The 24,350-nt window shown below is 64.3% G+C and carries 22 protein-coding genes and 1 pseudogene; 14 read left to right on the forward strand and 9 right to left on the reverse strand.

Annotated elements, in window-relative coordinates:
- Positions 1 to 3: 3 nt before the first annotated feature.
- Both YUA_RS0101150 and YUA_RS0101155 read left to right on the forward strand, forming a co-directional pair.
- On the forward strand, positions 4 to 372 hold the full coding sequence (locus YUA_RS0101150; protein ID WP_027528985.1) for an avidin/streptavidin family protein: 369 nt from the start codon (positions 4 to 6) through the stop codon (positions 370 to 372).
- Between the two features lie 68 nt (positions 373 to 440).
- Complete coding sequence (locus tag YUA_RS0101155; RefSeq protein WP_027528986.1) at positions 441 to 2,060, forward strand: inorganic phosphate transporter; 1,620 nt, start codon at positions 441 to 443, stop codon at positions 2,058 to 2,060.
- Between the two features lie 83 nt (positions 2,061 to 2,143).
- Here the strand turns inward: YUA_RS0101155 and YUA_RS0101160 are convergent, their stop codons facing one another.
- The gene (locus YUA_RS0101160) at positions 2,144 to 3,574 is read right to left on the reverse strand and encodes a TAXI family TRAP transporter solute-binding subunit (RefSeq protein WP_027528987.1); all 1,431 of its coding nucleotides are present in this window, start codon (positions 3,572 to 3,574) and stop codon (positions 2,144 to 2,146) included.
- 275 nt (positions 3,575 to 3,849) lie between these two features.
- Here YUA_RS0101160 and YUA_RS0101165 point away from each other — a divergent pair, with 275 nt between their 5' ends.
- The 9 genes from YUA_RS0101165 to YUA_RS0101205 all read left to right on the forward strand — a co-directional run bounded on the left by YUA_RS0101165 (position 3,850) and on the right by YUA_RS0101205 (position 14,579).
- The gene (locus YUA_RS0101165) at positions 3,850 to 5,097 is read left to right on the forward strand and encodes an MFS transporter (RefSeq protein ID WP_027528988.1); all 1,248 of its coding nucleotides are present in this window, start codon (positions 3,850 to 3,852) and stop codon (positions 5,095 to 5,097) included.
- A 34-nt stretch (positions 5,098 to 5,131) separates the two neighbouring features.
- Complete coding sequence (locus tag YUA_RS0101170; RefSeq protein ID WP_027528989.1) at positions 5,132 to 6,337, forward strand: M20/M25/M40 family metallo-hydrolase; 1,206 nt, start codon at positions 5,132 to 5,134, stop codon at positions 6,335 to 6,337.
- A gap of 205 nt (positions 6,338 to 6,542) precedes the next feature.
- Positions 6,543 to 7,583 (forward strand): alpha/beta fold hydrolase, encoded by a 1,041-nt coding sequence (locus YUA_RS0101175; protein WP_198029359.1) that lies wholly within the window; start codon positions 6,543 to 6,545, stop codon positions 7,581 to 7,583.
- 124 nt (positions 7,584 to 7,707) lie between these two features.
- Positions 7,708 to 8,856, forward strand: coding sequence for an amidohydrolase (locus YUA_RS0101180; RefSeq protein WP_027528991.1), 1,149 nt, complete (start codon positions 7,708 to 7,710; stop codon positions 8,854 to 8,856).
- Between the two features lie 69 nt (positions 8,857 to 8,925).
- Positions 8,926 to 10,083 carry a caspase family protein gene (locus tag YUA_RS43310; protein WP_051383073.1) on the forward strand — a complete coding sequence of 386 codons (1,158 nt, stop codon included), beginning with the start codon at positions 8,926 to 8,928 and terminating at the stop codon, positions 10,081 to 10,083.
- 352 nt (positions 10,084 to 10,435) lie between these two features.
- Positions 10,436 to 11,860 carry a sodium:solute symporter family protein gene (locus tag YUA_RS0101190; protein WP_027528992.1) on the forward strand — a complete coding sequence of 475 codons (1,425 nt, stop codon included), beginning with the start codon at positions 10,436 to 10,438 and terminating at the stop codon, positions 11,858 to 11,860.
- On the forward strand, positions 11,857 to 13,041 hold the full coding sequence (locus YUA_RS0101195; protein WP_198029360.1) for an exo-alpha-sialidase: 1,185 nt from the start codon (positions 11,857 to 11,859) through the stop codon (positions 13,039 to 13,041). The genes YUA_RS0101190 and YUA_RS0101195 overlap by 4 nt, the downstream gene beginning before the upstream one ends.
- A 4-nt stretch (positions 13,042 to 13,045) precedes the next feature.
- Positions 13,046 to 13,726: an SDR family NAD(P)-dependent oxidoreductase gene (locus tag YUA_RS0101200; protein WP_027528994.1), complete on the forward strand. Its 681-nt coding sequence runs from the start codon at positions 13,046 to 13,048 to the stop codon at positions 13,724 to 13,726.
- Between the two features lie 130 nt (positions 13,727 to 13,856).
- Positions 13,857 to 14,579 (forward strand): DUF72 domain-containing protein, encoded by a 723-nt coding sequence (locus YUA_RS0101205; protein ID WP_027528995.1) that lies wholly within the window; start codon positions 13,857 to 13,859, stop codon positions 14,577 to 14,579.
- An 8-nt stretch (positions 14,580 to 14,587) separates the two neighbouring features.
- Here YUA_RS0101205 and YUA_RS50835 read toward each other — a convergent pair whose 3' ends face one another.
- The 4 genes from YUA_RS50835 to YUA_RS0101225 all read right to left on the reverse strand — a co-directional run bounded on the left by YUA_RS50835 (position 14,588) and on the right by YUA_RS0101225 (position 19,463).
- Positions 14,588 to 14,758: a hypothetical protein gene (locus YUA_RS50835; RefSeq protein WP_198029361.1), complete on the reverse strand. Its 171-nt coding sequence runs from the start codon at positions 14,756 to 14,758 to the stop codon at positions 14,588 to 14,590.
- An 11-nt stretch (positions 14,759 to 14,769) separates the two neighbouring features.
- Positions 14,770 to 15,099 (reverse strand): four-helix bundle copper-binding protein, encoded by a 330-nt coding sequence (locus tag YUA_RS0101215; RefSeq protein WP_027528996.1) that lies wholly within the window; start codon positions 15,097 to 15,099, stop codon positions 14,770 to 14,772.
- A 71-nt stretch (positions 15,100 to 15,170) separates the two neighbouring features.
- Positions 15,171 to 16,247: a flavodoxin family protein gene (locus tag YUA_RS0101220; RefSeq protein ID WP_027528997.1), complete on the reverse strand. Its 1,077-nt coding sequence runs from the start codon at positions 16,245 to 16,247 to the stop codon at positions 15,171 to 15,173.
- An 84-nt stretch (positions 16,248 to 16,331) separates the two neighbouring features.
- Entirely contained in the window at positions 16,332 to 19,463 is a 3,132-nt protein-coding gene (locus YUA_RS0101225) for a DEAD/DEAH box helicase (RefSeq protein ID WP_027528998.1), read from the reverse strand.
- Here YUA_RS0101225 and YUA_RS50840 point away from each other — a divergent pair.
- Positions 19,462 to 19,806, forward strand: a complete 345-nt coding sequence (locus tag YUA_RS50840; protein WP_027528999.1) for a hypothetical protein — start codon at positions 19,462 to 19,464, stop codon at positions 19,804 to 19,806. The genes YUA_RS0101225 and YUA_RS50840 overlap by 2 nt on opposite strands.
- A 152-nt stretch (positions 19,807 to 19,958) precedes the next feature.
- Here YUA_RS50840 and YUA_RS0101235 read toward each other — a convergent pair whose 3' ends face one another.
- Genes YUA_RS0101235 through YUA_RS0101245 form a run of 3 tightly spaced genes read right to left on the reverse strand, consistent with a single transcriptional unit; the run spans position 19,959 to position 21,810 of the window.
- A complete protein-coding gene (locus tag YUA_RS0101235; RefSeq protein ID WP_027529000.1) occupies positions 19,959 to 20,567 on the reverse strand; it encodes a cysteine hydrolase family protein in 609 nt (202 codons plus the stop codon).
- Positions 20,564 to 21,565, reverse strand: coding sequence for an ATP-dependent DNA ligase (locus YUA_RS0101240; RefSeq protein ID WP_027529001.1), 1,002 nt, complete (start codon positions 21,563 to 21,565; stop codon positions 20,564 to 20,566). The genes YUA_RS0101235 and YUA_RS0101240 overlap by 4 nt, the downstream gene beginning before the upstream one ends.
- 56 nt (positions 21,566 to 21,621) lie before the next feature.
- The gene (locus YUA_RS0101245) at positions 21,622 to 21,810 is read right to left on the reverse strand and encodes a hypothetical protein (RefSeq protein ID WP_027529002.1); all 189 of its coding nucleotides are present in this window, start codon (positions 21,808 to 21,810) and stop codon (positions 21,622 to 21,624) included.
- Between the two features lie 81 nt (positions 21,811 to 21,891).
- Here YUA_RS0101245 and YUA_RS47620 point away from each other — a divergent pair.
- A pseudogene (locus YUA_RS47620) lies at positions 21,892 to 21,981 on the forward strand (DUF892 family protein); the annotation flags it as partial.
- Positions 21,982 to 22,065: 84 nt separating this feature from the next.
- Here YUA_RS47620 and YUA_RS0101255 read toward each other — a convergent pair.
- Positions 22,066 to 23,253 carry a CaiB/BaiF CoA-transferase family protein gene (locus YUA_RS0101255; RefSeq protein ID WP_027529003.1) on the reverse strand — a complete coding sequence of 396 codons (1,188 nt, stop codon included), beginning with the start codon at positions 23,251 to 23,253 and terminating at the stop codon, positions 22,066 to 22,068.
- A gap of 187 nt (positions 23,254 to 23,440) precedes the next feature.
- Between YUA_RS0101255 and YUA_RS0101260 the strand changes: the two genes are divergently transcribed.
- Positions 23,441 to 24,328 carry a VOC family protein gene (locus tag YUA_RS0101260; RefSeq protein WP_027529004.1) on the forward strand — a complete coding sequence of 296 codons (888 nt, stop codon included), beginning with the start codon at positions 23,441 to 23,443 and terminating at the stop codon, positions 24,326 to 24,328.
- Positions 24,329 to 24,350 lie beyond the last annotated feature (22 nt).

Below are 24,350 nucleotides of genomic sequence, written 5' to 3' on the forward strand. Positions count from 1 at the left end.
GGCATGGCATGGGTCGGCACCTGGCGAAATCAATTCGGCTCGATCTTGCGCATCATCAGCGATGCGGAGGGCCGCATCGAGGGCAATTTCGAGACCGCGCTCGAGGACAGCGGCTTTTATGGACAAACGGTGCAGGTCACCGGATTTCACAGGGGCAATTGCATCGGCTTTGTCGCCGTAGGCTCGTCGGTCGCAGGCGACCGCGTCGTGTCCTACGCGGGATTGTTGCGTGATGGGAAAATGGAGACCGCCTGGTTCGTGGTCGCCGACCAGGCGCTGAGCGCCGCCAATGAAGGCGATCCCGCAAAACTCAAGCCGTTGAACTGGTGGCGCGCCGTGACAACCAACGTCGACACTTTCGAACGGGCTTAGAGCTCAACGGACATCCCGCTCCGATCCGCAAACGCCATCGCCGTCCATCTGCCCAACGAGCAATCCATATGTCCGATTTTGCACTGAACGACGCTGGCCTGAACCCACAAGCCACCGCCAAACCCGATCTGCACAAGAAGCCGCATGTGAGCATGGTCGCGGTCTTCCTGCTCTTCCTCGTCAGCGGGATCGGCTATGCCGCCTACGGCATCTTCACCGATACGCACAGCGTCGGCGAACCGCTTGCGATCAGCGCGCTGCTTCTTCTGGGCATCGCCCTCATGATCGCACTCGGCTTCGAATTCGTGAATGGTTTTCATGATACGGCGAACGCCGTGGCGACGGTCATCTACACACACAGCCTTCCGCCGCTGACCGCGGTGATCTGGTCGGGCGTGTTCAATTTCCTCGGCGTGCTCGTGTCCACCGGCGCGGTTGCCTACAGCGTCATCACGCTGCTGCCGGTCGACCTGATCCTGCAGGTCGGCAGCACCGCGGGCTACGCCATGATCTTCGCCCTGCTGATTGCCGCCATCGTCTGGAATCTGGCAACGTGGTCGATGGGCATTCCCAACAGCTCCTCGCACTGCCTGATCGGTTCGATCATGGGCGTCGGGCTCGCCAACCAGCTCGTCGCGCCCGCAGGGCAAGCCACGTCGGGCGTCGACTGGTCCCAGGCGATCAGCGTCGGCAAGGCATTGCTGGTCAGCCCGGCGGTCGGCTTCGTGCTGTCCGCCTTGCTGCTGTTGCTGCTGAAAGTGATCGTTCCCGTGCGCAAGCTCTACGAGGAGCCGAAGGGCAGGACGCCATGGTGGATTCGCAGCATCCTGATCCTGACCTGCACCGGCGTCTCCTTTGCGCATGGCGGCAATGACGGGCAGAAGGGCATGGGCCTGATCATGCTGATCCTGATCGGCGTGGCACCGACCGCTTATGCGCTGAACCGGACCATGCCGGACTCGAGCACGCCGGCATTTATTGAGGTCACCGGCAAGGCCAGGTCCGTCTTCGCAAGCCATGCGCAGGGGGCGTCGCCCGGCAACCCCGACGAAGCACGAAGCCTGATCGGCGACGCGCTCAAGACGCGCAGCCTGAACCGCCCGGAGGTGTTCGCCGCGCTGGCCACGCTGTCCGATGACATCGCGAACGGGGTGAAGAACTATGGCTCGATCAGCCGCATCCCAGCTGCAGCCACGCCGAACATGCGCAACGACATGTATCTGGTGTCCGACGCGGTCCGCCTGCTGCCGGAAGCCGGCGCCAATTTCAACGCGGCGGACGGCGCGATCCTGAAGCAGTATCGCACCGACCTCGAACATGGCACGCGTTTCATTCCCAACTGGGTCAAGGTCTCGGTTGCGATCGCGCTCGGGCTCGGCACCATGGTCGGTTGGCGGCGGATCGTCGTGACGGTCGGCGAGCGCATCGGCAAGCAGCACCTGACCTACGCGCAAGGTGCATCCGCAGAACTGGTGGCGGCCGGGACGATTCTGGGAGCCGAGTTCTATGGGATGCCGGTCTCCACCACGCACATCCTGTCGAGCGCCGTCGCCGGCACCATGGCGGCCAACGGCTCCGGACTGCAGACGGGGACGATCAGGAACATCGTTCTCGCCTGGATCCTGACATTGCCGGCGGCCATGCTGATCGCCGGATGCCTGTACCTGATGTTTCGCGCGGTGATCTAGCGCGGTTGCGAGTCATGTTGAGGACGAGGGCATCTGGCCTGATCGGAATTGTCGAGCCGACCAAGACGTTCCGCAAGGCAGGCTTATTTGCCGCCTGATCCTCGCGCCATTGTTGCCGCCCCTCGAACCGTTTCGATATTGGCACGTTGCAACGTGGCCCGCCTCTCGGCAATGGCGTTGCTCAACAGCTCGAGCACCAGCCCGAATGCCGCGAGCTCCTCTTCCTCGATTGCGCCGTCGTCGTAGCACGCGAGTGTTTCACGGATGATCCCGTCGGCCTCTTGCTGGAGGGTCAGAAGCTGCTGGTTGGACTCCGCGGTCCGCGCACTGGAAACCATGGCCAGGATTCTCTTGCGATGGCTGGTATTTTCCTCCCTTTCGTCGCGGTTCAGATAGCGACGCAACCACGCGGCGGCCGAGCCGACGCCGGAGAGAAGCAGCAGCCCGAACCAGAAGTAATCGCCGTAGCGGTCGAGAAAGGTGCGTTCGTTGCCGTCGATGACGGCCGCCGCTCCTCGATGGACCGGCAGCTCGGTGTCCTTATCGAGGTCCGGCTTGGTGATGTGAGCGGCCCCAGGGACCTGCTTCGCGATCGCCTGACGAACGGCAAAGAGCTGCCGAAAGAAAGCGGCCACGGTCGTTTCGGACAGGGTCTTTCTCGCCACGATGAGGTGGCTGACGCTGACCGTTTCAACCTTGTCATCCGGCCAAGCCGGGTCCGCATTGAAGACGCTGGGCGGGATTTCCTCGGACTCATACCGGGGATGCTTCAAGGCGATCGCTTCCGATGTCTCGACGGCGAGAAACTTCGGCTCGCCACGTAGGCGCGCCGTCGCTGCGATGGCGTCCGATGTGATTTTGCTATCGAGCGGCCCGACCGCCATGAATGCATCGAGGTGGGGGTCGCGCGCCAGCTCCTCGACGTGGTCCGTGCCAAAGTGCGTCACCGTGACCTTGTCTGCCTCCACCCCGGAGGCGCTCAGGATGACCCGCAGCAACGCGGCATTCGCCGGGGTCTTCCCGATGATGCCGACATGACGCCCTGCGAGATCGGCAACCTCCTTTATCTTCGGCGTCTGCTTTCTTTTCGAGGTCCTGGTCGCAAGTCCGGAAGGTGCCCACAGCACAACGAAGTTCTTGCGCACGACCGCGACGGCCTGCGCTTCCGCGGGCATGTCCAGGTCGCCGCGGCCAACGGCCAGGTCGGCCTTGCCAGCTCCAAGCAGGGCAAGGGACTGCACCGCCCCCTCGGTCTTGATCGGCAACAGCCTGACAGTTCGGCTCTCGGTACCAAAGGCATCGGCCATCGCCTGAATGACCTTGTCATCGTCGCTGCCCGTCGGTCCAACCGCGATCCGAAGCGTCTCCGGCCGCAACGCGTAATAGAGCGCACCCGATGCGGCACCAAAAACAAGAAATCCAACCGCGAGAACCAACAACAAGGAATTGCTTCTTCTCCGCTCTCGGCGGGCCGCGTCGCTGGTCGTCTGGCTTGTACTCTCGGACAAAGACATCGCCGCTGCCAATTGTAGATCACTTGCTTCCCGTCATACCACGTTTTCCCGAGAACAACGTCTTGATGGCCGAGCCGGTTCATCGGCCTGAAGCCTGAAATGGGCCAACCTCGGGGGATCCCGGCAGGTCGGCAGTCGTGCGGCTCTCAAGCCCTTGCTGGCGTGATCTGTCCCCAGGTCTGGTCCGCCCTGCGCCAGCGCCTCCCCTCCAGCTGTTGGCACGGGCCGTCCGATCGTGTAACCGCACGAAAAAACCTCGCTGGGGCAGGACGCTGATGAGTGCGGTTGCCAATGATGAAGCGGGACATGGCACCCGTACACTGATCTTTGCGCTGGTGGCGCTGGCCTGCGGGCACATGCTGTCGACCTTGCTGCGCACCATCCCGGCTCTCAGCCTCGATCTGATGGCGGCGGATTTCCACGTGCAGCCGCAGGCGCTGGCAAGTCTCACCTCGGTCTATCATTTCGCCTTCGCCGCCTCGCAGATTCCGGTTGGGGCCGCGATGGATCGCTTTGGCGTGCGGCCGGTGTCGCTGAGCCTGCTTGCAGGAACGATCATCGGCGCGATCGCATCGGGCTTTGCGACGGGGCCTTCGAGCTTTGCCTTGGGGCAATTGCTGCTCGGCATCGCGACATCGGGCATGCTGATGTGCCCGATGACATTGGCGGCCAAGCAATTGTCGGCGGCGCGCTTCGGGCTGTGGTCGGGCGCGATCCTGTCGATCGGCAATATCGGCATGCTGTTGTCGTCGAGTCCGCTTGCGTTTGTGGTCGATCAGTACGGCTGGCGCGCCGGGTTCTGGATCGCAGCAGCCGGCGGCGTCGCGGTCGCGCTCGCCGTGTTCGCGCTGGTGCCGAACCAGCCGGCCGAGCACAAGGACGAATCCTCACCGCTGTCGCAGATGATCGAGGTGCTCAGGCTCGGCCTGGCGCGGCCGCTGCGCGGGCTGATCGCGCTAGCCATGGTGTCGCTGGCGACCTCGCTGGTGCTGCGCGGATTGTGGGGCGGGCCGTGGTTGATGGAAGTCAAGGGCCTGTCGCGGGTCGAGGCCGGCAACCAGCTCGGCGCCTACACGCTGGCGATGATCGCCGGCCCGCTGTGCATCGGCATGATCGACCGGAGAATCGGCCGTCGTCGGGAGCTCGTGGCCGGCACGCACACGCTTGCAGCGCTGCTGGTCGTGCTGATGGCGCTCGGCGCGCCGCATTTTGCCGTTGCATGGCTGTTCTGCGTGCCGGTCATGCCGCCGCAATACGATCTCGTGCTGTTCGTGCTGATTGGGTTTGCGACCTCGGCCCAGCCGCTGCTGTTCGGCATGTGCCGGCAACTGGTCGACGAGCAGGTCGTGGGCAAGGCGCTGGCGGCGGTGAACCTCGCCTTCTTCCTCGGCACGGCCTTGATGCAGTCGATCACCGGCGCGGTCGCAGCCTTCGCGGGGCTACCGGCGGTGCTGCTGTTCATGGCGGCCGCGATGCTCGTGGGGGTGCTGATCTTTTTGACTTACACGTCGCCGCGTTCGTAGGATGGGCGGTTCGAGCATCAAGGGAATTCAGTCCATGCCTGTCGACACCAAAGCCGCCACCGACCGTCTCCTGCGCTTCCTCGCCGTGGAAGGCGTGACAGGACAGGAGGCGGCGATCGGGCGTGAGCTCACCGCCGCCTTGAAGGAGAGCGGCGTGCCGGCCAAGGCGATCCGGCTCGACGACGCCAACACCCGAATTCCAGTGCCGACCGAGACCGGCAACCTGATCGTCGACCTGCCCGGCCGCGGCGCGCTGCACAACCAGCCGCGCATCATGTTCATGACCCACATGGATACCGTGCCGCTCTGCGCCGGCGCCAGGCCGAAGAAATCTGGCCGCAAGATCCTCAACGAGGCCAGGACCGCGCTCGGCGGCGACAATCGCTGCGGCTGCGGCGTGCTGGTGACGCTGGCGGCCGAGCTCGAAAAGCAGAAGCTCGACCATCCGCCGATCACGCTGCTGTTCTGCGTGCGCGAGGAGAGCGGGCTCTACGGCGCGCGCCACGTCAAGCTGGACGAGCTCGGCTCGCCGGTGATGGCCTTCAACTATGACGGCGGCTCGGCCTCCAACGTCGTGATCGGCGCGGTCGGTGCCGATCGCTGGACCGTCGAGATTTTTGGCCGCGCCTCGCATGCCGGCGTGGCGCCGGAGCGCGGCATCTCCTCGACCATGATCATGGCGCTGGCGCTTGCCGACGTGAAGGCCGGCGGCTGGTTCGGCAAGGTGGTGAAGGGCAAGCGGCAAGACAGAAGGGAAGGCACCAGCAATGTCGGCCCCGTCACCGGCGGCGAAGGCCGCCCCGCCGGCGATGCCACCAATGTCGTCACCGACTACGTGCATGTGCGCGGCGAAAGCCGCAGCCATGACGGAAAGTTCTTCAAGGAGATCACCAAGGCCTACAAGGCCGCGTTCGAGAAGGCCGCCAAGAAGGTCACCAACGCGCAAGGCAAGTCCGGCAAGGTTAAGTTCAAGGCCGAGACCGACTATTATCCGTTCCGGATGAAGGAGAACCTGCCAGTCGTCAAACGCGCGATCGAGGCCGTGTCCGCAATCGGCGGCACCCCGAACGTCCGCGCTGCCAATGGCGGCCTCGATGCCAACTGGATGGTCCGCCACGGCGTTCCGACCGTGACCTTCGGTGCGGGACAAAACGAGGCGCACACCATCGACGAGTGGATCAATCTCGACGAATACGACCGCGCCTGCGCGCTTGCCGTGCAGCTCGCGACGATGCGGTGAGCTGCCTTGCGTTGACGTAAGAACAGGCATGCACATCGGGCCTGCTCGAATGCGCGAGCGCGCAATCGATACGCCGCACATTCGATAACCGGAACGAAGGAAATCGCGCGACGTTTGGATGCAACGAAATGGAAAATCAGCAGCCAAATTCAAGGTGCCCGCCGGGCTTTCGGCAGGTTCCGCCTTGATGCTCCGGAGAATCGCGATGGACAGACTGGATATCGGCCGGAGTGCGGTCCGCCTCGCGATCATGGCGACGGTTGTCGTTGCAGCCGGCCTCGGGACCGCATTTGCGCAGCCATCGCCGGACGCACATGACAGCGGCCCTCACGCCACGGCGCTGACACAGAGCGGTCTTCCGGACGGATTTCGCGACGAATTTCACGATCGTTTCGCACAGGTCAACGGGATCCGGCTGCACTACGTCATTGGCGGGCCGGACAATGGTCCGCTCGTGGTCCTGCTGCACGGCTGGCCGCAAACCTGGTACACATGGCGCAAGGTGATGCCGCCGCTGGCGAAGGCGGGTTATCGCACCATTGCGGTCGATTACCGCGGCGCTGGCGATTCCGACAAGCCTGCTGGGGGCTACGACAAGGCGACCATGGCCGCGGATATCCGCGCTCTTATCCATCACCTCGGAGCAAGCCGGCTTCATCTGGTTGGCCGGGACATCGGCGTGATGGTTGCTTTCGCCTACGCCGCACAATGGCCGGACGAGGTTCAGACACTGGCGATGCTCGATGTCCCGATCCCTGCGACAACGGCCTGGAACGATGCCAAATCAAAACCCGATCCGGAACTGTGGCACTTCGGACTGTTCCAGCAACGCGACATTGCCGAGATGCTCGTGAAAGGTCATGAATATGAGCTCATTCGGGACTTCTACAAGAAGCGGGCCTTCCGGCCTGTCTCGGACGATGACATTGCGGTCTACGCCAGCGCCTATGCCGCGCCCGGCGGCCTCCGCGCAGGCTTCGAGCTCTATCGCGCCTTCCCCGAGGACGAGCGCCGTTTTGCAGAATTCGAGAAGCACAAGCTGCCGATGCCAGTGCTGGCGCTCGCAGGCGACAAGAGCAATGGCATGATCGAAATGACGATGGCCAGAGAGATTGCCAGCGATGTTCGCGGCGGCGTCGCGCCGGATACGGGACATTGGCTGCCGGACGAAAATCCTGAGTTCTTGACTGCGCAGCTCCTGACCTTCCTGCGTCAGCCGGGCACGCAAGGTCAATCGAACCGTTGACATGTCTCACTACCATGCATTTGCTCGCGGCCTTGCTGCACGCGAGGCATTCCAAGGGGCTTGATGCAGGGTGCGGATTATCCGCTATGATGGCGGGATCGCCATTACCGGAAAGAGCCGCGCCTTGACCCCCGAGTTGCACCAGAAGCTGACCGCGTGGCGCCGGCATCTGCATGCCTACCCCGAGCTGTCCTTGCAGGAGAAGGCGACCGCCGCTTTCGTGCAGGAGCGGCTCACCGAGCTCGGCATTCCCTTCGAGGCCGGCGTCGGCGGCCACGGAATCGTCGCGACGCTGACGCGCGGGTCGGCGCAAGCGCGCGTGGGCTTGCGCGCCGACATGGACGCGCTGCCGATCACCGAGGATACCGGGCTTGCCTACGCCTCGAAACATTCCGGCGTGATGCATGCCTGCGGCCATGACGGGCACACGACCTCGCTGCTCGGCGCGGCCGCGCTGCTCGCCGCCGACACCGACTGGAGCGGCACCATCGACTTCATCTTTCAGCCGGCCGAGGAAGGTTTTGGCGGTTCGCGCGCGATGGTCGCGGCCGGGCTGTTCGAGCGCTTCCCGATGGATCGGGTGTTCGGCTTCCACAACTGGCCGGGCCTCGAGGCCGGCACCATCGCGGTCCATGACGGCGTGGTCATGGCCTCGGGCGGACGCGTCACCATCACCATCGAGGGCCATGCGGGACACGCCGGCATGCCGCATCTGACCCGCGATCCGGTGATGGCGGCCGGCCATCTGATCGTGGCGTTGCAATCGATCGTGTCGCGCAGCGTCGATCCACTCGACACCGCCGTGCTCTCACTGTGCACGATCGAGGGCGGCACCGCGCCGAACCAGGTCGCCGGCAAGGTCGTGATCCGCGGCACGCTGCGGCATCACCGCAACGACGTGAAGGACATCCTCCTCGTACGGATCGGCGAGATCTGCGCCGGCATCGCCACCAGCTTCGACGTCAAGGTCACGCCTGACATTGTCATGGGCGTCGGCGTGACGATCAACACGCCGGAAGAAGCCGGCTTCGCACGCGTGGCCGCGGACAAAATGCGCGCGCCGGTGCGGCGCGATCTCGCGCCCAGCATGGCCGGTGAGGACTTTGCCTTCTATCTCAAGCAGCGCCCCGGCGCGTTTGTCTGGATCGGCAACGGGCCCTTGCGCGACGGCGCCGAATTGCACGGGCCGCGCTACGATTTCAATGACGCGATCCTCCCCGTGGCATCGACCTGGATGGCCGAAGTCGCCAAGACGGCGCTGTCGGCGGACTGAGGACGGCCCCGTGGCTCCTCCGGATCGGTTGCGCTAGGATAGCAACTCGTTCGAGCCAGCGAGATCCGGATGAATCGACGCGAATTCGTTTCGGGGTTGACGGCGGCAACCGCGTTTGCGGGCGTGGCGTCGACGGCCGCAGCAGCGGACGGCAGGCGGGTCGCGCTCGTCATCGGCAACGGTGCCTACAGGAACGTGCCCGCGCTGCTCAATCCGCCGAACGATGCGCACGACATCGCAGCAGCCCTGAAGCGACTTGGCTTCACGGTCTCCCTGGCGACGAACGCCGGCTTCGATGACATGCGCCGCGGCCTGATCGCATTGGGGCGCGACGCCGCCGGCGCCGACATGGCGGCCGTGTATTTCGCCGGCCATGGCATGGAGATCAATGGCGAGAACTGGCTGATCCCGATCGACGCAGAGCTGAAGCGGGACACGGACGCGGCGAATGAAGCCATCAACCTGCAAAGCGTGATGCTGCAGGTGTCCAACACCACGAGCCTTGGCCTCGTCATCCTCGACGCCTGCCGCAACAATCCGTTTGCCGCCAGGATGAAACGATCGATCGCCACGCGGGCCGCCACCATGAGCGGGCTCGGCCGCATCGAGCCCGTCGGTAACGTTCTCGTCGCCTATGCCGCACGCGACGGCACCACAGCGCTTGACGGCGACGCGCGCAACAGCCCGTTTGCAGCGGCGCTCCTGCGCAACATCGAGGCGCCCGGCGTCGAGGTGACGTTCATGTTCCGCAATGTCCGCGACGACGTGATGGAGGCAACCCGCAACGAACAGCAGCCGTTCGTCTATGGTTCGCTGTCGCGCCAGGCGATCTACCTCGCCGGCCGGCCAGCGGCCGGCGCCGAGGGAGCGGCGCCGCCCAACCCGCTTCCGGCCGTCGTCTCCCCTGCTTCACCGCGCACGATGACGTCGCCAACGATTGATCCCGCGCTGGTCGGCACCTGGGAGATCATGGTGCCGAGCGGCCGTGGGCAGTCGCGCTGGATCTGGCAGATCATGGGTGACGGCACCTACAGGTTCCACACCGAGCCGCAGCGCTCGGCGCGTCCGCACGAAGGCACGATCACTGCGGCGAACGGCCGCTGGACGCTGCACGCAATCAGGGGCCTGTCAGGCTACAGCGACGGCGGCGCATACGAGGTCCACGATGCGCTCGCAGTGATCACAGGCAAGCTGGGCACCGGCGCCTGGAAGCGCAGTGCCGAGTAGATGCGCAGGCGCCTCGTCCTTCGAGACGACCGCTTCGCGGTCTCCTCAGGATGAGGCTAAGAGACATCGGTGCTCGTCCAAACCACGGCCGCACATTCGGTCCTCATCCTGAGGGCCCGCCAACGGCGGGCGTCTCGAAGGATGGCCACAGGGGAATCGCTTCCCATATGCGATTGCCTGCCGCTCTCTGGAACCTGGATTTCCCCAATGCGTGGACGCGTGCGCTTGACGCACCACGCCCGGGCAGGTTTAATGGATTTCAACAACAATTGTTCGCATTCCGAACATTTAGCCGTCGGGCAGAAGCGGGCTCACAACACCGCATTCCGCACCACCAGAGGAAACGTCACCGATGCAAGCCATCCTCACTGGCGAGAGCACGCTCATCGTCGCGATGATTGTCGCCTATATCGCCTTCACGGCCTGGCTCACGCTCAAGCTGCGCAGCAAGACCAGCGATCAGTTCATGACCGCGTCCCGCGCGATGCCGGCCGTCGTCGTCGGCGTGCTGATGATGTCCGAATTCGTCGGCGCCAAATCGACCGTCGGCACCGCGCAGGAAGCGTTCCAGTCCGGCATGGCTGCGGGGTGGGCCGTGCTCGGCGCCTCGATCGGCTTCCTGCTGTTCGGCCTGTTGATGGTGAAGAAGCTCTACAATTCCGGCGAATACACCATCTCGGCCGCGATCGCGCAGAAATACGGCAAGTCGACCATGCTCACGGTCTCGGTGATCATGATCTACGCGCTGCTGCTGGTGAATGTCGGCAATTATGTCAGCGGCGCCGCCGCCATCTCGACCGCGCTGCATGTCAGCCTGCCCGTTGCAATGTGCATTATCGCGGTGGTTTCGACCTTCTACTACGTGTTCGGCGGGTTGAAGGGCGTCGCCTGGGTGACGATCCTTCACAGCGCCTTCAAGGTTGTCGGCATCATCATCATCTTCGCGGTCGCGATGTCGCTGACCGGCGGCATTGCGCCGATCCAGGCCAAGCTGCCGGCCTATTATTTCAGCTGGGACGGCAAGATCGGCTTTGCGACCATCTTTGCCTGGACCTTCGGCACCGTCGGCGCGATCTTCTCGACGCAATTCATCGTCCAGGCGATCTCCTCGACGCCGAGCGCCGACGACGCCCGCAAGGCGACCTACTATGCCGCCGCATTCTGCCTTCCGCTCGGCTTCCTGCTCGCGCTGATCGGGGTCGCCGCAAAATATCTCTACCCTGATATGAACAGCCTCTACGCGCTGCCGGTGTTTCTTGAGAAGATGCCGCCGCTGGCCTCCGCTTTCGTGACGACCTCCCTGGTCGCCTCGATCTTCGTCAGCGTCTGCACCGTCGCGCTCGCGATCGCTTCGCTCGTGGTGCGCGACTTCTACGTCCCCTATTGGAAGCCGACGCCGGAGCGCGAGCTGAAGATGACCCGAATCTTCTCGATCGTGATCGGCATCGCGCCGCTGCTGTTCGTCTTCTTCATTCCAGAGATCCTGAAACTGTCGTTCTTCACGCGCGCGTTGCGGCTGTCGGTGACGATGGTGGCGATGATGGGTTTCTATCTGCCGCTGTTCGCCAGCAATCGCGGCGCCACCGCCGGCCTGATCGGCGCTGCGGTCTCGACCACAGTCTGGTACCTGCTCGGCAATCCCTTCGGCATCGACAACATGTACATCGCGGCCGCCACGCCGCTGGTGGTGATGGCGATCGAGCGCCTGGTGATGGGCCACGCGCCGGCCGCTCCGGCGGCGCAATCCAATGCTTTCGTGGAAAGGACTTCGACATGATGACCGACCTCGAGATCACGGCCGACGGCGCCGTTCGCCAGGCCGCCGGCGATCCCGACCGGTTCGACGCCTTCATTCCCTCGCCTTGCGTGCAGAACCACGCCGCCAATCTGATGCCGCTCGCCAACGGCGATCTCGCCTGCGTCTGGTTCGGCGGCACGCAGGAGGGCATGTCGGATATCTCGGTGTATTTCTCGCGGCTCGTGCGCGGCGCGACGCAATGGTCGGCAGCAGAAAAGCTGTCCGACGATTCCGGCCGCTCGGAACAGAACCCGGTGCTGTTCCCTGCCCCCGATGGCACGCTGTGGCTGATGTGGACGGCGCAACTGGCGGGCAACCAGGACACGGCCATCATCCGCCGCCGCCTCTCGCGCGACAATGGCAAGAGTTGGGGCCCGATCGAGACGCTGTTTCCCGAGCATCGCGGCCGCGGCACTTTCATCCGCCAGCCAGTCGTCGTGCTCGACAATGGCGACTGGCTGCTGCCTGTTTTCTACTGCCACAGCACGCCTGGCCGGAAATGGAACGGTGACGAGGACACCAGCGCGGTGAAGATTTCGTCCGATGCGGGCGCGACCTGGCGCGACATCGACGTGCCCGGCAGCTGCGGCTGCGTCCATATGTGCATCGCGCGCCTCGACGACGGCTCGCTGATAGCGGTGTATCGCAGCCGCTGGGCGGACAACATCTATCAGAGCCGCTCGACCGATCACGGCCGCAGCTGGTCGGCGCCGGTTGCGACCGAGCTGCCGAACAACAATTCATCGATCCAGCTCACGCGGCTCGGCAACGGTCATCTCGCGCTGGTCTTCAACGATTCCAGCGCCAGGGATGCAACGGGCCGACGCCTCTCGCTCTATGACGAGATCAAGGATGATTTGCCACCCGTGATCGCCGACGACGGCCGCAAGGCGGATGGACGCACCGCATTCTGGGGCGCACCACGGGCGCCGATGACGCTAGCGATTTCGGCCGACGGCGGACGCTCGTGGGCCAAGCGCAACGTCGAGACCGGCGACGGTTATTGCATGACCAACAATTCGCGTGACCAGACCAATCGCGAGCTGTCCTACCCCTCCGTCAAGCAGACCGCCGACGGCGCGATCCACACGGCCTTCACCTTCCATCGCCGCGCGATCAAATATGTCCGCGTGACCGAGCCATGGGTGACGCGGGGCTGAGAGCATGGACAAGAGGCCGCACGCGCTCGTCACGGGCGCCAGTTCTGGGATTGGCGCTGCGATCGTCGAGCGCCTGTTGCGCGACGGCTGGCGCGTCACCGGGATAAGCCGCCGCCCCGCAACGTTCGACCACCCGGCGTTCGATCATCTGTCGCTGGATCTCTCCGATGTCGATGCCATTCCGGCCGCCGTCGCTGATCTCACGCCAACCGCGCTGGTTCATGCCGCAGGCCAGCTGAAGGTCGGTTCGCTTGGATCGCTCGACCATAACGAGGGTGCTGCGATGTGGCGGCTGCATGTCGACGTCGCCGAACGTCTCGCCAACGCGCTGGCACCGCGCCTGTCGCAGGGCGGGCGCATCGTCTTCATCGGCAGCCGCACCGCATCGGGCGCCGCCGGTCGCGGACAATATGCGGCGACGAAAGCCGCGCTGGTCGCGCTGGCGCGGTCATGGGCGAGCGAGCTCGCGCCGCGCGGCATCACGGTCAATGTGGTTGCGCCCGCCGCGACCGAGACGCCGATGCTGAAGGACCCGACGCGCGCCAATGTCGCGCCAAAGCTGCCGCCGATCGGCCGCTTCATTCAACCAGAGGAAGTCGCAGCCGCCGTGGCGTTCCTGCTCTCTGCGGACGCCGCCGCCATCACCGGGCAGCAGCTTGTCATCTGCGGCGGCAGCTCGCTCTGAGTACGCTGCTGCGCATTGGCCGGAATTGCCGAGTCCTACTACCCTGCCGACAGCAACGTATCTGCCGCACAGACGTTCATCTTCGGAAAAGCGCGGCCTCGATCTCGCCGCACCAACGGTGATACGAAAAATGGCGCGCGTTCTGATTGGCACCTCCGGCTGGCACTACGCGTCCTGGCGCGGTCCGTTCTTTCCCGAGGGCTTGTCGTTGAAGGAGCAGCTTCGCTACTACGCCGGGCAGTTCGAGACCACGGAGCTCAACGGCGTATTCTACCGCACGCCGACACCGGAGGCGGTGGAAGCGTGGCGAGAGCAGACCGGCCGCGACTTCGTCTTCGCCTGGAAGGCGTCCAAATTCATCACGCATTGGAAGCGTCTGTCCGATCGCTCTGTCAACAGCTTGGAACTCCTGGAGGACCGCATTTCGCTGCTCCGCGGCAAAGTGGGGCCCATCCTGTTTCAGCTGCCTCCGCAATTCGAGGCTGACGCCGATCGACTTGCCGCGTTCTTCAAGCTCCTGTCCAGGAAACGCCGCTACAGTTTCGAATTTCGTCATCCGAGCTGGTATCAGCCCCGCATTCTTCGAATGCTATCCGACCAGAACATTTCGCTCTGCCTGTCCGACCATCACGATGCACCGGCGCCCTGGAAACGCACGGCGGACTTCGTTTATGTCCGCGGACATGGTCCGAGCGGGCGCTATCACGGCCATTATTCGCGGCCGGCGCTCACGCAATGGGCACGGCATATCAAGTCCTGGAAGCGGCAGGGCTGCGACGTCTACGTCTATTTCGACAACGACCAGAAGAGTGCCGCACCGACCGATGCCCGGACGCTGAAGGAACTGCTGTAACGGGCGAGCTACGGCCCGCCGGCGAGCGATCCTGCGATCACCATGACGAGCTCGGCCAGGTCGATCTTGCCGTTCACGATCAGCTCGTCGGCACCCTCGACCTTGAGCGATTGCGGCCGGTTGGCCGCCTGTCGCTTGAGCTCGCCGATGATGGCTTCCTTGAGTTTCTCTTCCAGCATTTGTCCGCTCCTCAGGCCGCCATGGCGCGGCATGATTCGGCGCACGATCTGCACATGGCGACGCATTCGTCCATGCCGCCGACCCGCGCGCAATCCTGCGCGCATTCGGTGCAGATCTCTGCGCATTCGCCACAGATGTGCCGGTGATGTGGCGTGTTGGTCAGCATGAAATGCGCGGCTGTGCGGCAGATCTCCGCACAGGCCATCATCAGGCGAAAATGTTTCGGCTCGACGCACTTGCCGCCGGTCTCGAGGCAGTGATTCATCGCCGTGCCGAGACATGTCTGGTAGCAGCTCATGCAAAGCTCGATGCAGTGGGTCATGTCTTCGGATCGGGCCATCTCGTTCCTCCAGTCAGCGATCCCGCCCCCGCTCCATCCAATCAAAGCAAGGCGACGCGCTTCATTCCCCGTCACTTCGGGTTCGGATCCTCAAGGCCAGCCCCGGGCTCCCGCAAACGCCCGCTCCGCGCGAGCTGTACTGCGTTGCCGAGCGCGCGCGCCGCATTCAACACCTCCTGCTGAAACGCGCGATCTTGATCCAGCTCGCGATGCGAGGTGGCGTATTGCTTCATGTAGCCGACATAGCGGTCGAGCTCGCCAAAGCGGCCAACGGAAATGAGATGCATGTCGGTCAGCCAGTCGGACAAGGTTCTGCGCACGCCCTCGACGCCGACACTGTCGCCGTGAACGACGAGGCCGAAATGGCGTCCGGCGAGATGGCGCGGGTAGGACCAGCCTTTCAACTCGATCGCCTTGGCCTCATCGGCTTTCTTGCCGTGGGTCGACGTCGGATCGGGATTGCCGCCGTCGGCGCAGACCAGCCGGTCCATCATCGCCTTGAGCCCGCCCGGCACGTGATACCAGTTCACCGGCGTCATGATCAGGATGCCATGCGCGGCGACCCAGAGCGGGTAGATCTCGTTCATCCAGTCATCGGTCTGGCCCAGCGAGTAGTTGGGATAGCAGCTACACGGCCAGTGGCAGAGCGGCATCGCGGTGGAGACGCAGGATTTGCACGGATGGATGTTCTTGCCGAACTCCGAGGTGAGGCGCGAGAGATCGAGGATATCGACGGCAAATCCCATCTCGACAAGGATGGGCTCGGCCAGCTTGACCATGCGCCAGGTCTTGGACATCTCGCCGGGACAGGTGTGTTCGCTGCGGGCAGAACCGTTGATGATGAGGATGCGCGGGATCGCGCCAGCATCGTCATGCCGCCGCTGCGCTTCAAGAACGGCCGCGCGCGCAGCGAGCCAATCGGCGGCGAGATCATAATCGGGATCGGCAAAGCCCGGACCCGCCTTGCGCGTCAGCGGCGCTTTGCGCGAATGGCTATAGGCGTCCCAGGCAGCGCCGACGATGGCATCGAGTTCCGGCCCCAGCCGCGCAAAGGCCGGATCGACGAACCGGCTCCTGTAACGGCTCTCGAATGCTTCACGCAATAGCTTGACGGGCGGCATCCCCTTGCGAATGTCCGGTTCCGTCATCTGGTCCTCGGCGAATTGGTGCAATCTGACCAACTCGAGGTGCTGCTTGGGGTTCCTATGCGCGGCGCGTGTCCGGCATCGCCGTCACGCCTCGTCCAGAAGATCGAACACCTCTTCGACCCTGTCGAACGGAGCATCCCGCGTCTCGCTGTGGTAGACGACGCGATCGCCATCACGTTGCAGCGACCGGTCCGTGGATTTCCGCTTGGATTTCCCCTTGGATTTCCGCAACCGTCCCGGCAGGAATGTCGCAGCCACCGCCTCCGTCCCGACGTCAAGGCGGATGATGCCTCTGCGCTTGCAAGCGAGCCTCAGTCTCGCCGCCGCGAAAAAGTCGCGGGCCCCCGACGGCAATGGTCCGAAGCGGCGCGACGTTTCCTCCTCGAGATCGTCGAGATCGTCCTCGCTGGCGCAGCGTGCGGCACGGGCATAGAGCTCAAGCCGCACGGGGGCGGATTGCACATAGCTCGCGGGCAACATGTCCGCGACGGGCAAATTGAGATCGGGCACCCACGCCACGGACATGCCGTCGTCGACCTTCTCCGAGGCCATCTTGAGCAGATGACTATAGAGCACCGGGCCGAAGACCTGGACGTGGCCGGATTGCTGCTCCGAGAACAAATCGCCCGCGCCACGGAGATCGAGGTCGCGCTCGCTGATGGCAAAGCCGGCGCCCGGCCGGCTGAACTCCTCCAGCACGGCGAGCCGCTTCTCGGACTGCCCCGAGGCCGACTCGGTCAACAGGGATGCGAAGGCCCGGATGCCGCCGCGGCCGACGCGCCCGCGCAACTGGTGCAACTGGGCGAGACCGAAATTTTCGGGCCAGCACACCACGATGGTGTTGGCGCGCGGGATGTCGAGACCGCTCTCGACAATGTTGGTGGCAAGCAGCACGTCGGCCCTGCCTTCGACAAAGGTCATCATCCGCTCGTCGATCTCGTCAGCCGGCAATTTGCCATGCAGACAGACGATCTTGAGATCGGGCGCCACCGCCTGCACACGCGCCAGCATGGGCGCCAGCTCCTGGATGCGCGGGCAGATCAGAAAGCTTTGTCCGTGCCGCCGCTGCTCGCGCAGCAAGGCTGAGGCGATGGCCGCATCCGACAGTGGCGCGATCTTGGTCGCGACTGGAAGCCGATGCACCGGGGGCGACGCGATGAGGCTCAGATCCCTGAAGCCGGCAAGACCCGCGGCAAGCGTGCGCGGGATCGGTGTAGCGCTCATCCAGAGCGTATGGACATTCTTGGCGAGCCCGGACAGCTTTGCCTTCTCGGCCGCGCCAAAATGCTGCTCCTCGTCGATGATGACGAGGCCGAGATCGTCGAATTTTACGTCCTTTGAGCTGAGCGCCTGTGTTCCGACCACGACCTTGGTCCGGCCGCTGCGCAAGCCCTCCTTGGTCTCCCGCGTCTCCGCAGCTGAAGTGGCGCGCGACAGGCTTCCGACCTCGATGTCGAACGGCGCAAAACGCTTGCGGAAGGTCGCGACGTGTTGGCGGGCCAATACAGTCGTCGGCACCGCGATCGCCACCTGCTTTCCCGAGAGCACCACGGCGGCCGCCGCGCGCAGCGCCACCTCGGTCTTGCCGAACCCGACGTCGCCGCAGATCACGCGGTCCATGGGATGACCGGATGCGAGATCGTCCAGCACGTCGTGAATGGCCTTGGCCTGGTCGATCGTCGTGAAATAGGGAAAGCGCGCCACGAATTTCTCGTAGGCCGATCCCGGTGGAACCAGCTTTGCCGCCTTGCGCCGGCGGCGCTGACTGATGTGCTTGGCAAGCACCTTGCCGGCGAGCTGGATCTCCTGCTCGGCCCCGGTGCGGCGGGCCCACCACGTGCTGCCATCCGCCTTGTCGAGCGCCAGCTTGCCGCGCTCCGTCGAGTAAGGCCACATCTGCGCCAGATCGGGCGGCGGCACCAGGACCGCGTTGTCGCCGGCGAAGGACAGCCGGACCATCTCGCGCATTGCGCCGCCGCCCGTGTTCACGGTCTGCAGGCCATCGAGCACCGCGAGGCCGCGCTGAAGGTGCACGACCACCGTGCCCTGCTCCGGCACGTCGGCATGATCGAAGGCGGCGCTCCAGCTTCGCGCCATCGGTTGCGGATGATGCGCACGGCTGCCGAGCACATCACTCGCCGTCAGCACGACCGCAGGCTTTTTGCCTGGAATGACGAAGCCGGCGTCGAGATCGGCCAGCAGCGCCACGTCGCGATGGCGCACGCTCCCGGCCTCCTCCCAATCCGCGACGCGTTCCGCGCGCACGCCGCTCATCCGCTCCATTGCGCGCAGATCTTCCTCCTGCGCCGCAACGAAGATCAGGCGCGAACCGCCGCGCCTGATGTCCTCGACGAAGGCGCGGAGGGCCTTCCTTGACGATGTCAGCTTGGAGAATTCCGGCGTCGGCTGGAACGGAGCGCTACGCGGCAGCACTTTCATGCCGCGGGTCGCCTGCTTCCAATCGGCGCGCCCCAGATATTCGCGCTCCCTGTCCGCGCGGCCCGCGGCCTCCTCGATCGTGCTCAGCCAGGCATCGGCATGCACCGACACGCCGGCATCCGCGATCCACTTGGCCTTGCCGCAATAGTCGAACAGCGTCGCGCGCCTGGCCCGCGCGCCGGCGNNGGCGAGCCGCTCCGACATGGGATCGACGAGAAGCTCCCTGGTCTCGAAGATGATGTTGTGCTCTTGCGGATCGAACGCCACGATCCGGCGGATCGCGCGCCCGGAATGCTCCACCCGGAACGGACCCAGCGCGCCTGCGGGAAATATCTCGAAAGTCTGGCCGTGAAACAGGGCGCCTCCCGGATAATCCGGCTCGTCGTCGAGATCATAGCCCAGCTCTTCGAGACGGACGCGAAGCTCGTTCTCGGAGAAATTGCCGCCGACCTTCAACCCCGTGTTCAGGCGCAACAGGCTCGCCGGCGGCGGCAAGCGCTCCATCACGGCTTCCGCCGTCGAGACCAGAAAGATCGGTTGCTTGGATTTTGCCAGGCGCCGCAGCACGGAGGCGCGACGGCCGGCGATCTCGCGCGATGGTTCCAATTGATCGAACGGCAGGGTGTTCAGGCGCGGAAACACCAGCACGTCGCAGGACGGGTCGAGCGCATGAATGATGCTGCCGAGCCGCTCCGCCCTGTTCTCGCTCTCGGCGAGGAACACGAGACCGCTACGGCCGGACTCTTTCCACTGCGCAAGCAAATGCAGCGCCATCATGCCCAGCGGCGATGATGACGCGATCGTGGCGCGCTGCGAACCCTTGCCCGTCTTCGGAGAACTCTTGCTTGGCGCGCGTCTGCTTGTCGAGATCTTCGCCGGCAAGCGCTTCTTTGGCGAACTCTTGACTGACGAGTTCCTGGTTGCTGGCCGCGCTTTTCTGGAATGCCGCACGTTAATCCGTTTCTGGTCGTATACAGGCGTCAAAAGGCGAGCCGGATCCATCGCGATTCGGCTGTGCGCCGTCATGCATATGGGATTTGCCGTGCAAACGCACGTGTCCAGATCTCATATCTCGGTGCCAAACCGCCCATGCGACGTTGATCAAGGCACCGCCCGGTGACAACCGGACGCGACGGACACGATCAACGTGGTACTGGTTTTTCCGGTTTCTGCCCACGACGTCAACTTGTCGGTGCGCTGACATCAACTATTCCCGGCGTGTGCAGCCGCGCGGTGCAACCCCATCGTGCCAGGCACCGCGTCATCGGCCCTCTATTCTTGCCAAAACTCCGTCAGCTCCTCCGCGGTCGCGAGATCGACCTGACCGTGGAATCGGGTGCGGTACATCGTCATGAGCGCGTCGTGGCCGACGTCGGACGAACTGCATAGCGCGTCCTCCACGATCACGACTCTGAAGCCGAGATCGACGGCGCTCAGCACCGTCGAGAGGACGCAGACATCCGTCTCTGCACCGGTGATCACCACCGTGCGGACGCTCTTTTCCATCAGCAGGCCAGCAAGGTTCGGATTGCTGAATGCGGAATAGGCCGGCTTGTCGACGATGCGGCCCGGAGGAACGTAGCGCGCGAGCGCCGGCACCAGCTCGAGAGCGGATGCGGCGAGGTGCTGGCGGGCTGCCTGTTGCCAGCGTCGAAAATAGTCCTGCCACTGTCCGGGACGATCTTCAGGATCCTGCGGCGTGATGAAGCGCGAGAAGATGGTCCTGGCCTGATGGCGCGAAACGATCGAGACGATCGTCGGCAACACCTTCTCCATCCATGGCGTTTCCCAGAGACCGCCGGGCGCAAAGATGTTCTGCATGTCGACGCAGAGGTGAACGCCATCCCTGACCGGAGCGACCTCTGAAGCCCTGTCCCTCATCGTCCTCCACCGTTCGTTGATCGCCGCGCAAGCTCATTCATGCGGCATTGCGAGGGCTTCTTGTCGGGGCGCCAGCGTACGATCTTCGTGCCATGGCGAAACCGGCCACCGGAGACGTGGTCATAGGAGACCTCGACGACATGACAGGGGCGCACCGCCTGCCACTCGGCGGATCGCTTCGTCGACCATCGGCTCGGACCGCCAGGCGCCTTGCCGGTGAAGCTGCTTTCGCTTGCGATGCTCTCGAATTTTTCGGTCAGGCCTGGCCTGTCGGCCGTTTTGATGCCCGATGTGAAGCCGACATGGTGCAGAAGTCCGGATTCGTCGTACAGTCCGAGGAGCAGCGAGCCAATCACCTTTCGGCCGCCCTGCTTCTTCTCGCCATACCTGAAGCCGCCGACCACACAATCGGCCGATCGCATCAGCTTGATCTTCTGCATTCCGTCTCGCGCACCGCTGCGGTAGGCGAGGTCGAGACGTTTTGCGACGACGCCGTCGTGGCCGTCTTTGACCGATTGCAGCCATTTCTTCGCGCCGGCGTGGCTGCGGCTCGCCGGCGACAGCGCGAACACGCGGTGGCCCTTGAAATAGCGCCGGGCGAATTGCTCGAGTGCGGAGCGCCGCCTGTCGAGTGGAAGCGCCGCGAGGTCCCTGTCCGCCGATCGCAGGAGGTCGAAAGCCATGAAACTGGCCGGCGTCTCCTCGGCCAGTCGCTTCACGCGGCTGGCCGCCGGGTGGATGCGCTGAAGCAGGGCGTCGAATGAATATCCGTCGTCGAGCTCAATGATCAGCTCCCCATCGAGGATGAACGAGCGCGCGGATAGCGCAGATGCTGCGCAGGCGATCTCAGGGAAATAGCGCGCGAGATCGCGGCCACCCTTCGACTGCATCCGGACTCGTCCGCCGTCACGAATCAGCAGGCAGCGGAATCCATCCCATTTGGGCTCGTATTGCCATTGCGTCCCGCGGGGAAGCTCGGCGACAGACTCGGCTTCCATCAGCTCCATATTCGACACTCAGCGGGCACCTGAAACGCCAACGCTCGCCGCCTGCATCAGCCCGGCTTGGCGGGATGCGCGGTCCGCGGGTGCCGGTCGTGCAACAGTCGCGCAAGGGCTTCGCGATCGGAGGCATGGCCCTTCATCGCCGTCTCGAACAGTGCCTCCTGGACGTCGCGCGGCATATCGCCCCACACATCCATGGCGGCCCGGCCCAGCAATTCGGCAAAGCGGTCTTCGGCCATGTCGATACTCCCTGTCCGGCCCGAGAATATGAACGGCAAGCGGCCGCCGGTGTTCCATCCCTTTATCTGTAAGAGAAGACGATGGAATGCCTGCTGATCCATGGCCTGCAGGACATCTACTATGCCGAGCAGCAGATCCCGAAAGCTCTTCCGAAGATGATCGACAAGGCCCGCGAAGGCGCGGGCCCACGATTGCTCGGAGCCAAGCGGCGACGCTAAGCCAGGAGAATCGATCACGATTTCAGGGAGGATCCGCTAGATGATGCCGCTCTGCCGAAGCGCTGCAATCGCGGCATTGTCGTAGCCGAGTTCCGCCAGCACCGTATCGGTATGCTCGCCGAGCGTCGGCGGACGTGCGGCGATCTCACCGGGCGTTTCCGACAGCCGGATAGCGGCACGCGCAACCGGTGCCTGTTTCGGCAAGCCGGGATAGTCGATGTCCTGCAAAAAGCCGGCGGCGCGAATGTGCGGATGATCCAGCGCCTGCTGCGGGCTCAAAACGGGCCCGGTCGGAATCATCGCCTTGCCGAGGGTGTCGACCGCCTCCTGCGTGGTACGCTCGGCGCACCAGCGTGCCATCCGCTCGCTGATGATGGGGCCATTGTTGCCGCGGCTGATGTCATCGGCAAAGCGCGGATCGTTCAGCCACTGCTCCTCCTCGCCCATCAGCCTGGCCCAGCGCTTGAACAGCGGATGGCCGGTGACCTGGCACAGCACCCAGCCATCCCTGGTGCGGTAGATGTCGGCGGGCGCCGCAGTCTGGCCGAGATTGCCGGTCGGGACGCGATTGACGTTGATGACGGCCTGCTCGATCAGCGTCGCATTGGTGAAAGACAGCGCGGTCGCAAGCAATGCGCCCTCGACGATCTGCCCGCGCCCGGATTTGCCGCGCTCGATCAGGGCGGCGAGCGTCCCGAACGCGCAGTGCAGAGCGGTGCCGAAATCGACCCAGTTGACTGCTGCGCGATAGGGCGGATTGCCGGCGCCGGTCATGTAGACCGAGCCCGACATGACCTGACCAACGCCGTCGAAGCCGACGCGGTCGGACCACGGCCCCGGCCCGCCAAACGCGGTGGCCGTCGTCAGGATGATGTCGGGCTTGATCGCCTTGAGTGAGTCGTAGTCGAGCTTCATCGCGCGGAGCGTTTGCGGCGGCAGATTGGCGACGACGACGTCTGCGGTCGCCACCAGCCGGCGCATCACCTCCTGCCCCTCCGGCGTCATCGGATCGAGCGTGATGCACTTCTTGTTGCGGTTGACCTGAAGGAACAGCGCGCCCTCGCCGCCTTCGCCAACCGGCGCCACGAAGCGATCCTCGCTGCCGTCGCGCTTTTCGACGCGAATGACCTCGGCACCGAACTCGGCCAACAATGTCGCGCAATACGGCCCCGCGATATAGCGCCCGAAATCGAGGACGCGCACGCCTTCCAGAACTCCCCCCATCGACCTCTTCTTTCCCTCTTACGTTCCGGTCAGATTACAGGGAATGCTTGCCACGGCAAGGTGCAGCGCACCCGGTGCCCTGTCCTCAAGATGCTGCCCTCAAGATGTGATCGGCCAACCGTTTCGGCTGGCGGAAATTCTGCTCTAGTATGGACCCGTCCGTCCCTCCAGCGAGAAGCGCACATCCATGCCGCAACAATTCGATCGATCCGCAGAAGATCTCGGCAACGCCATTCATTTCGAGCACGTCAACATCCAGGTTCCGGACCAGCGCCTTGCCACGCTGTTCTACGTCACCGGCCTTGGGCTGACCCGCGATCCCTATCTAATGGTGTCCGACACCAACATGTGGATCAATGCCGGAAGGAGCCAGTTTCATCTGCCTGATGGCAAGGCGCAGGTGCTGCGCGGCCATACCGGGCTCGTCATCGAAGGCCGCGAGGCGCTGCTGGCGCGACTGGCGTCGGTTGCCAAGAAGCTCGAAGGCACCGCCTTCGCATACGCCGAGCATAGCGACTATGTCGAAGCGACCTGCCCGTGGGGGAACCGCATCCGCGTCCATGAGCCGGACGCGGCGCGCTTCGGGCGCATCACGCTCGGTATCCCCTATGTCGAATTCGAGGTGCCGGCCGGATCGGCGCAAGCCATCTGCGCGTTCTATCCGGAGATCATGGGCATGCCGGCCAGCTTGTACAACGACGACGGCAGGGTTGCCGCAGTGAAGACCGGCCGCGATCAGCATCTGCTGTTCCGCGAGACCGATCGGGCGCAGCCTGACTACGACGGGCACCATGTGCAGATGTACATCGCCGATTTCTCCGGCCCCTACCGCAAGCTGCTCGCGCGCGACCTGATCTCGCGCGAGGACAACCAGTACCAGTATCGCTTCTGCGACATCGTCGAGCTCGACAGCGGCAAGCATCTCTTCACGGTGGAGCACGAGGTGCGCAGCGCAACGCATCCGATGTTCATGCGGCCGATGGTCAATCGCAATCCCGCGGTCAACAACCGCAACTACGCGTATAGCCATGATCAGGCGTCGTGGGCGATGGGCCCGGATCAATATGAGGGATAGGACGCGCGCAACAGCGTGACAC

It is taken from the genome of Bradyrhizobium sp. WSM3983, from assembly GCF_000473045.1.
GTDB lineage: Bacteria > Pseudomonadota > Alphaproteobacteria > Rhizobiales > Xanthobacteraceae > Bradyrhizobium.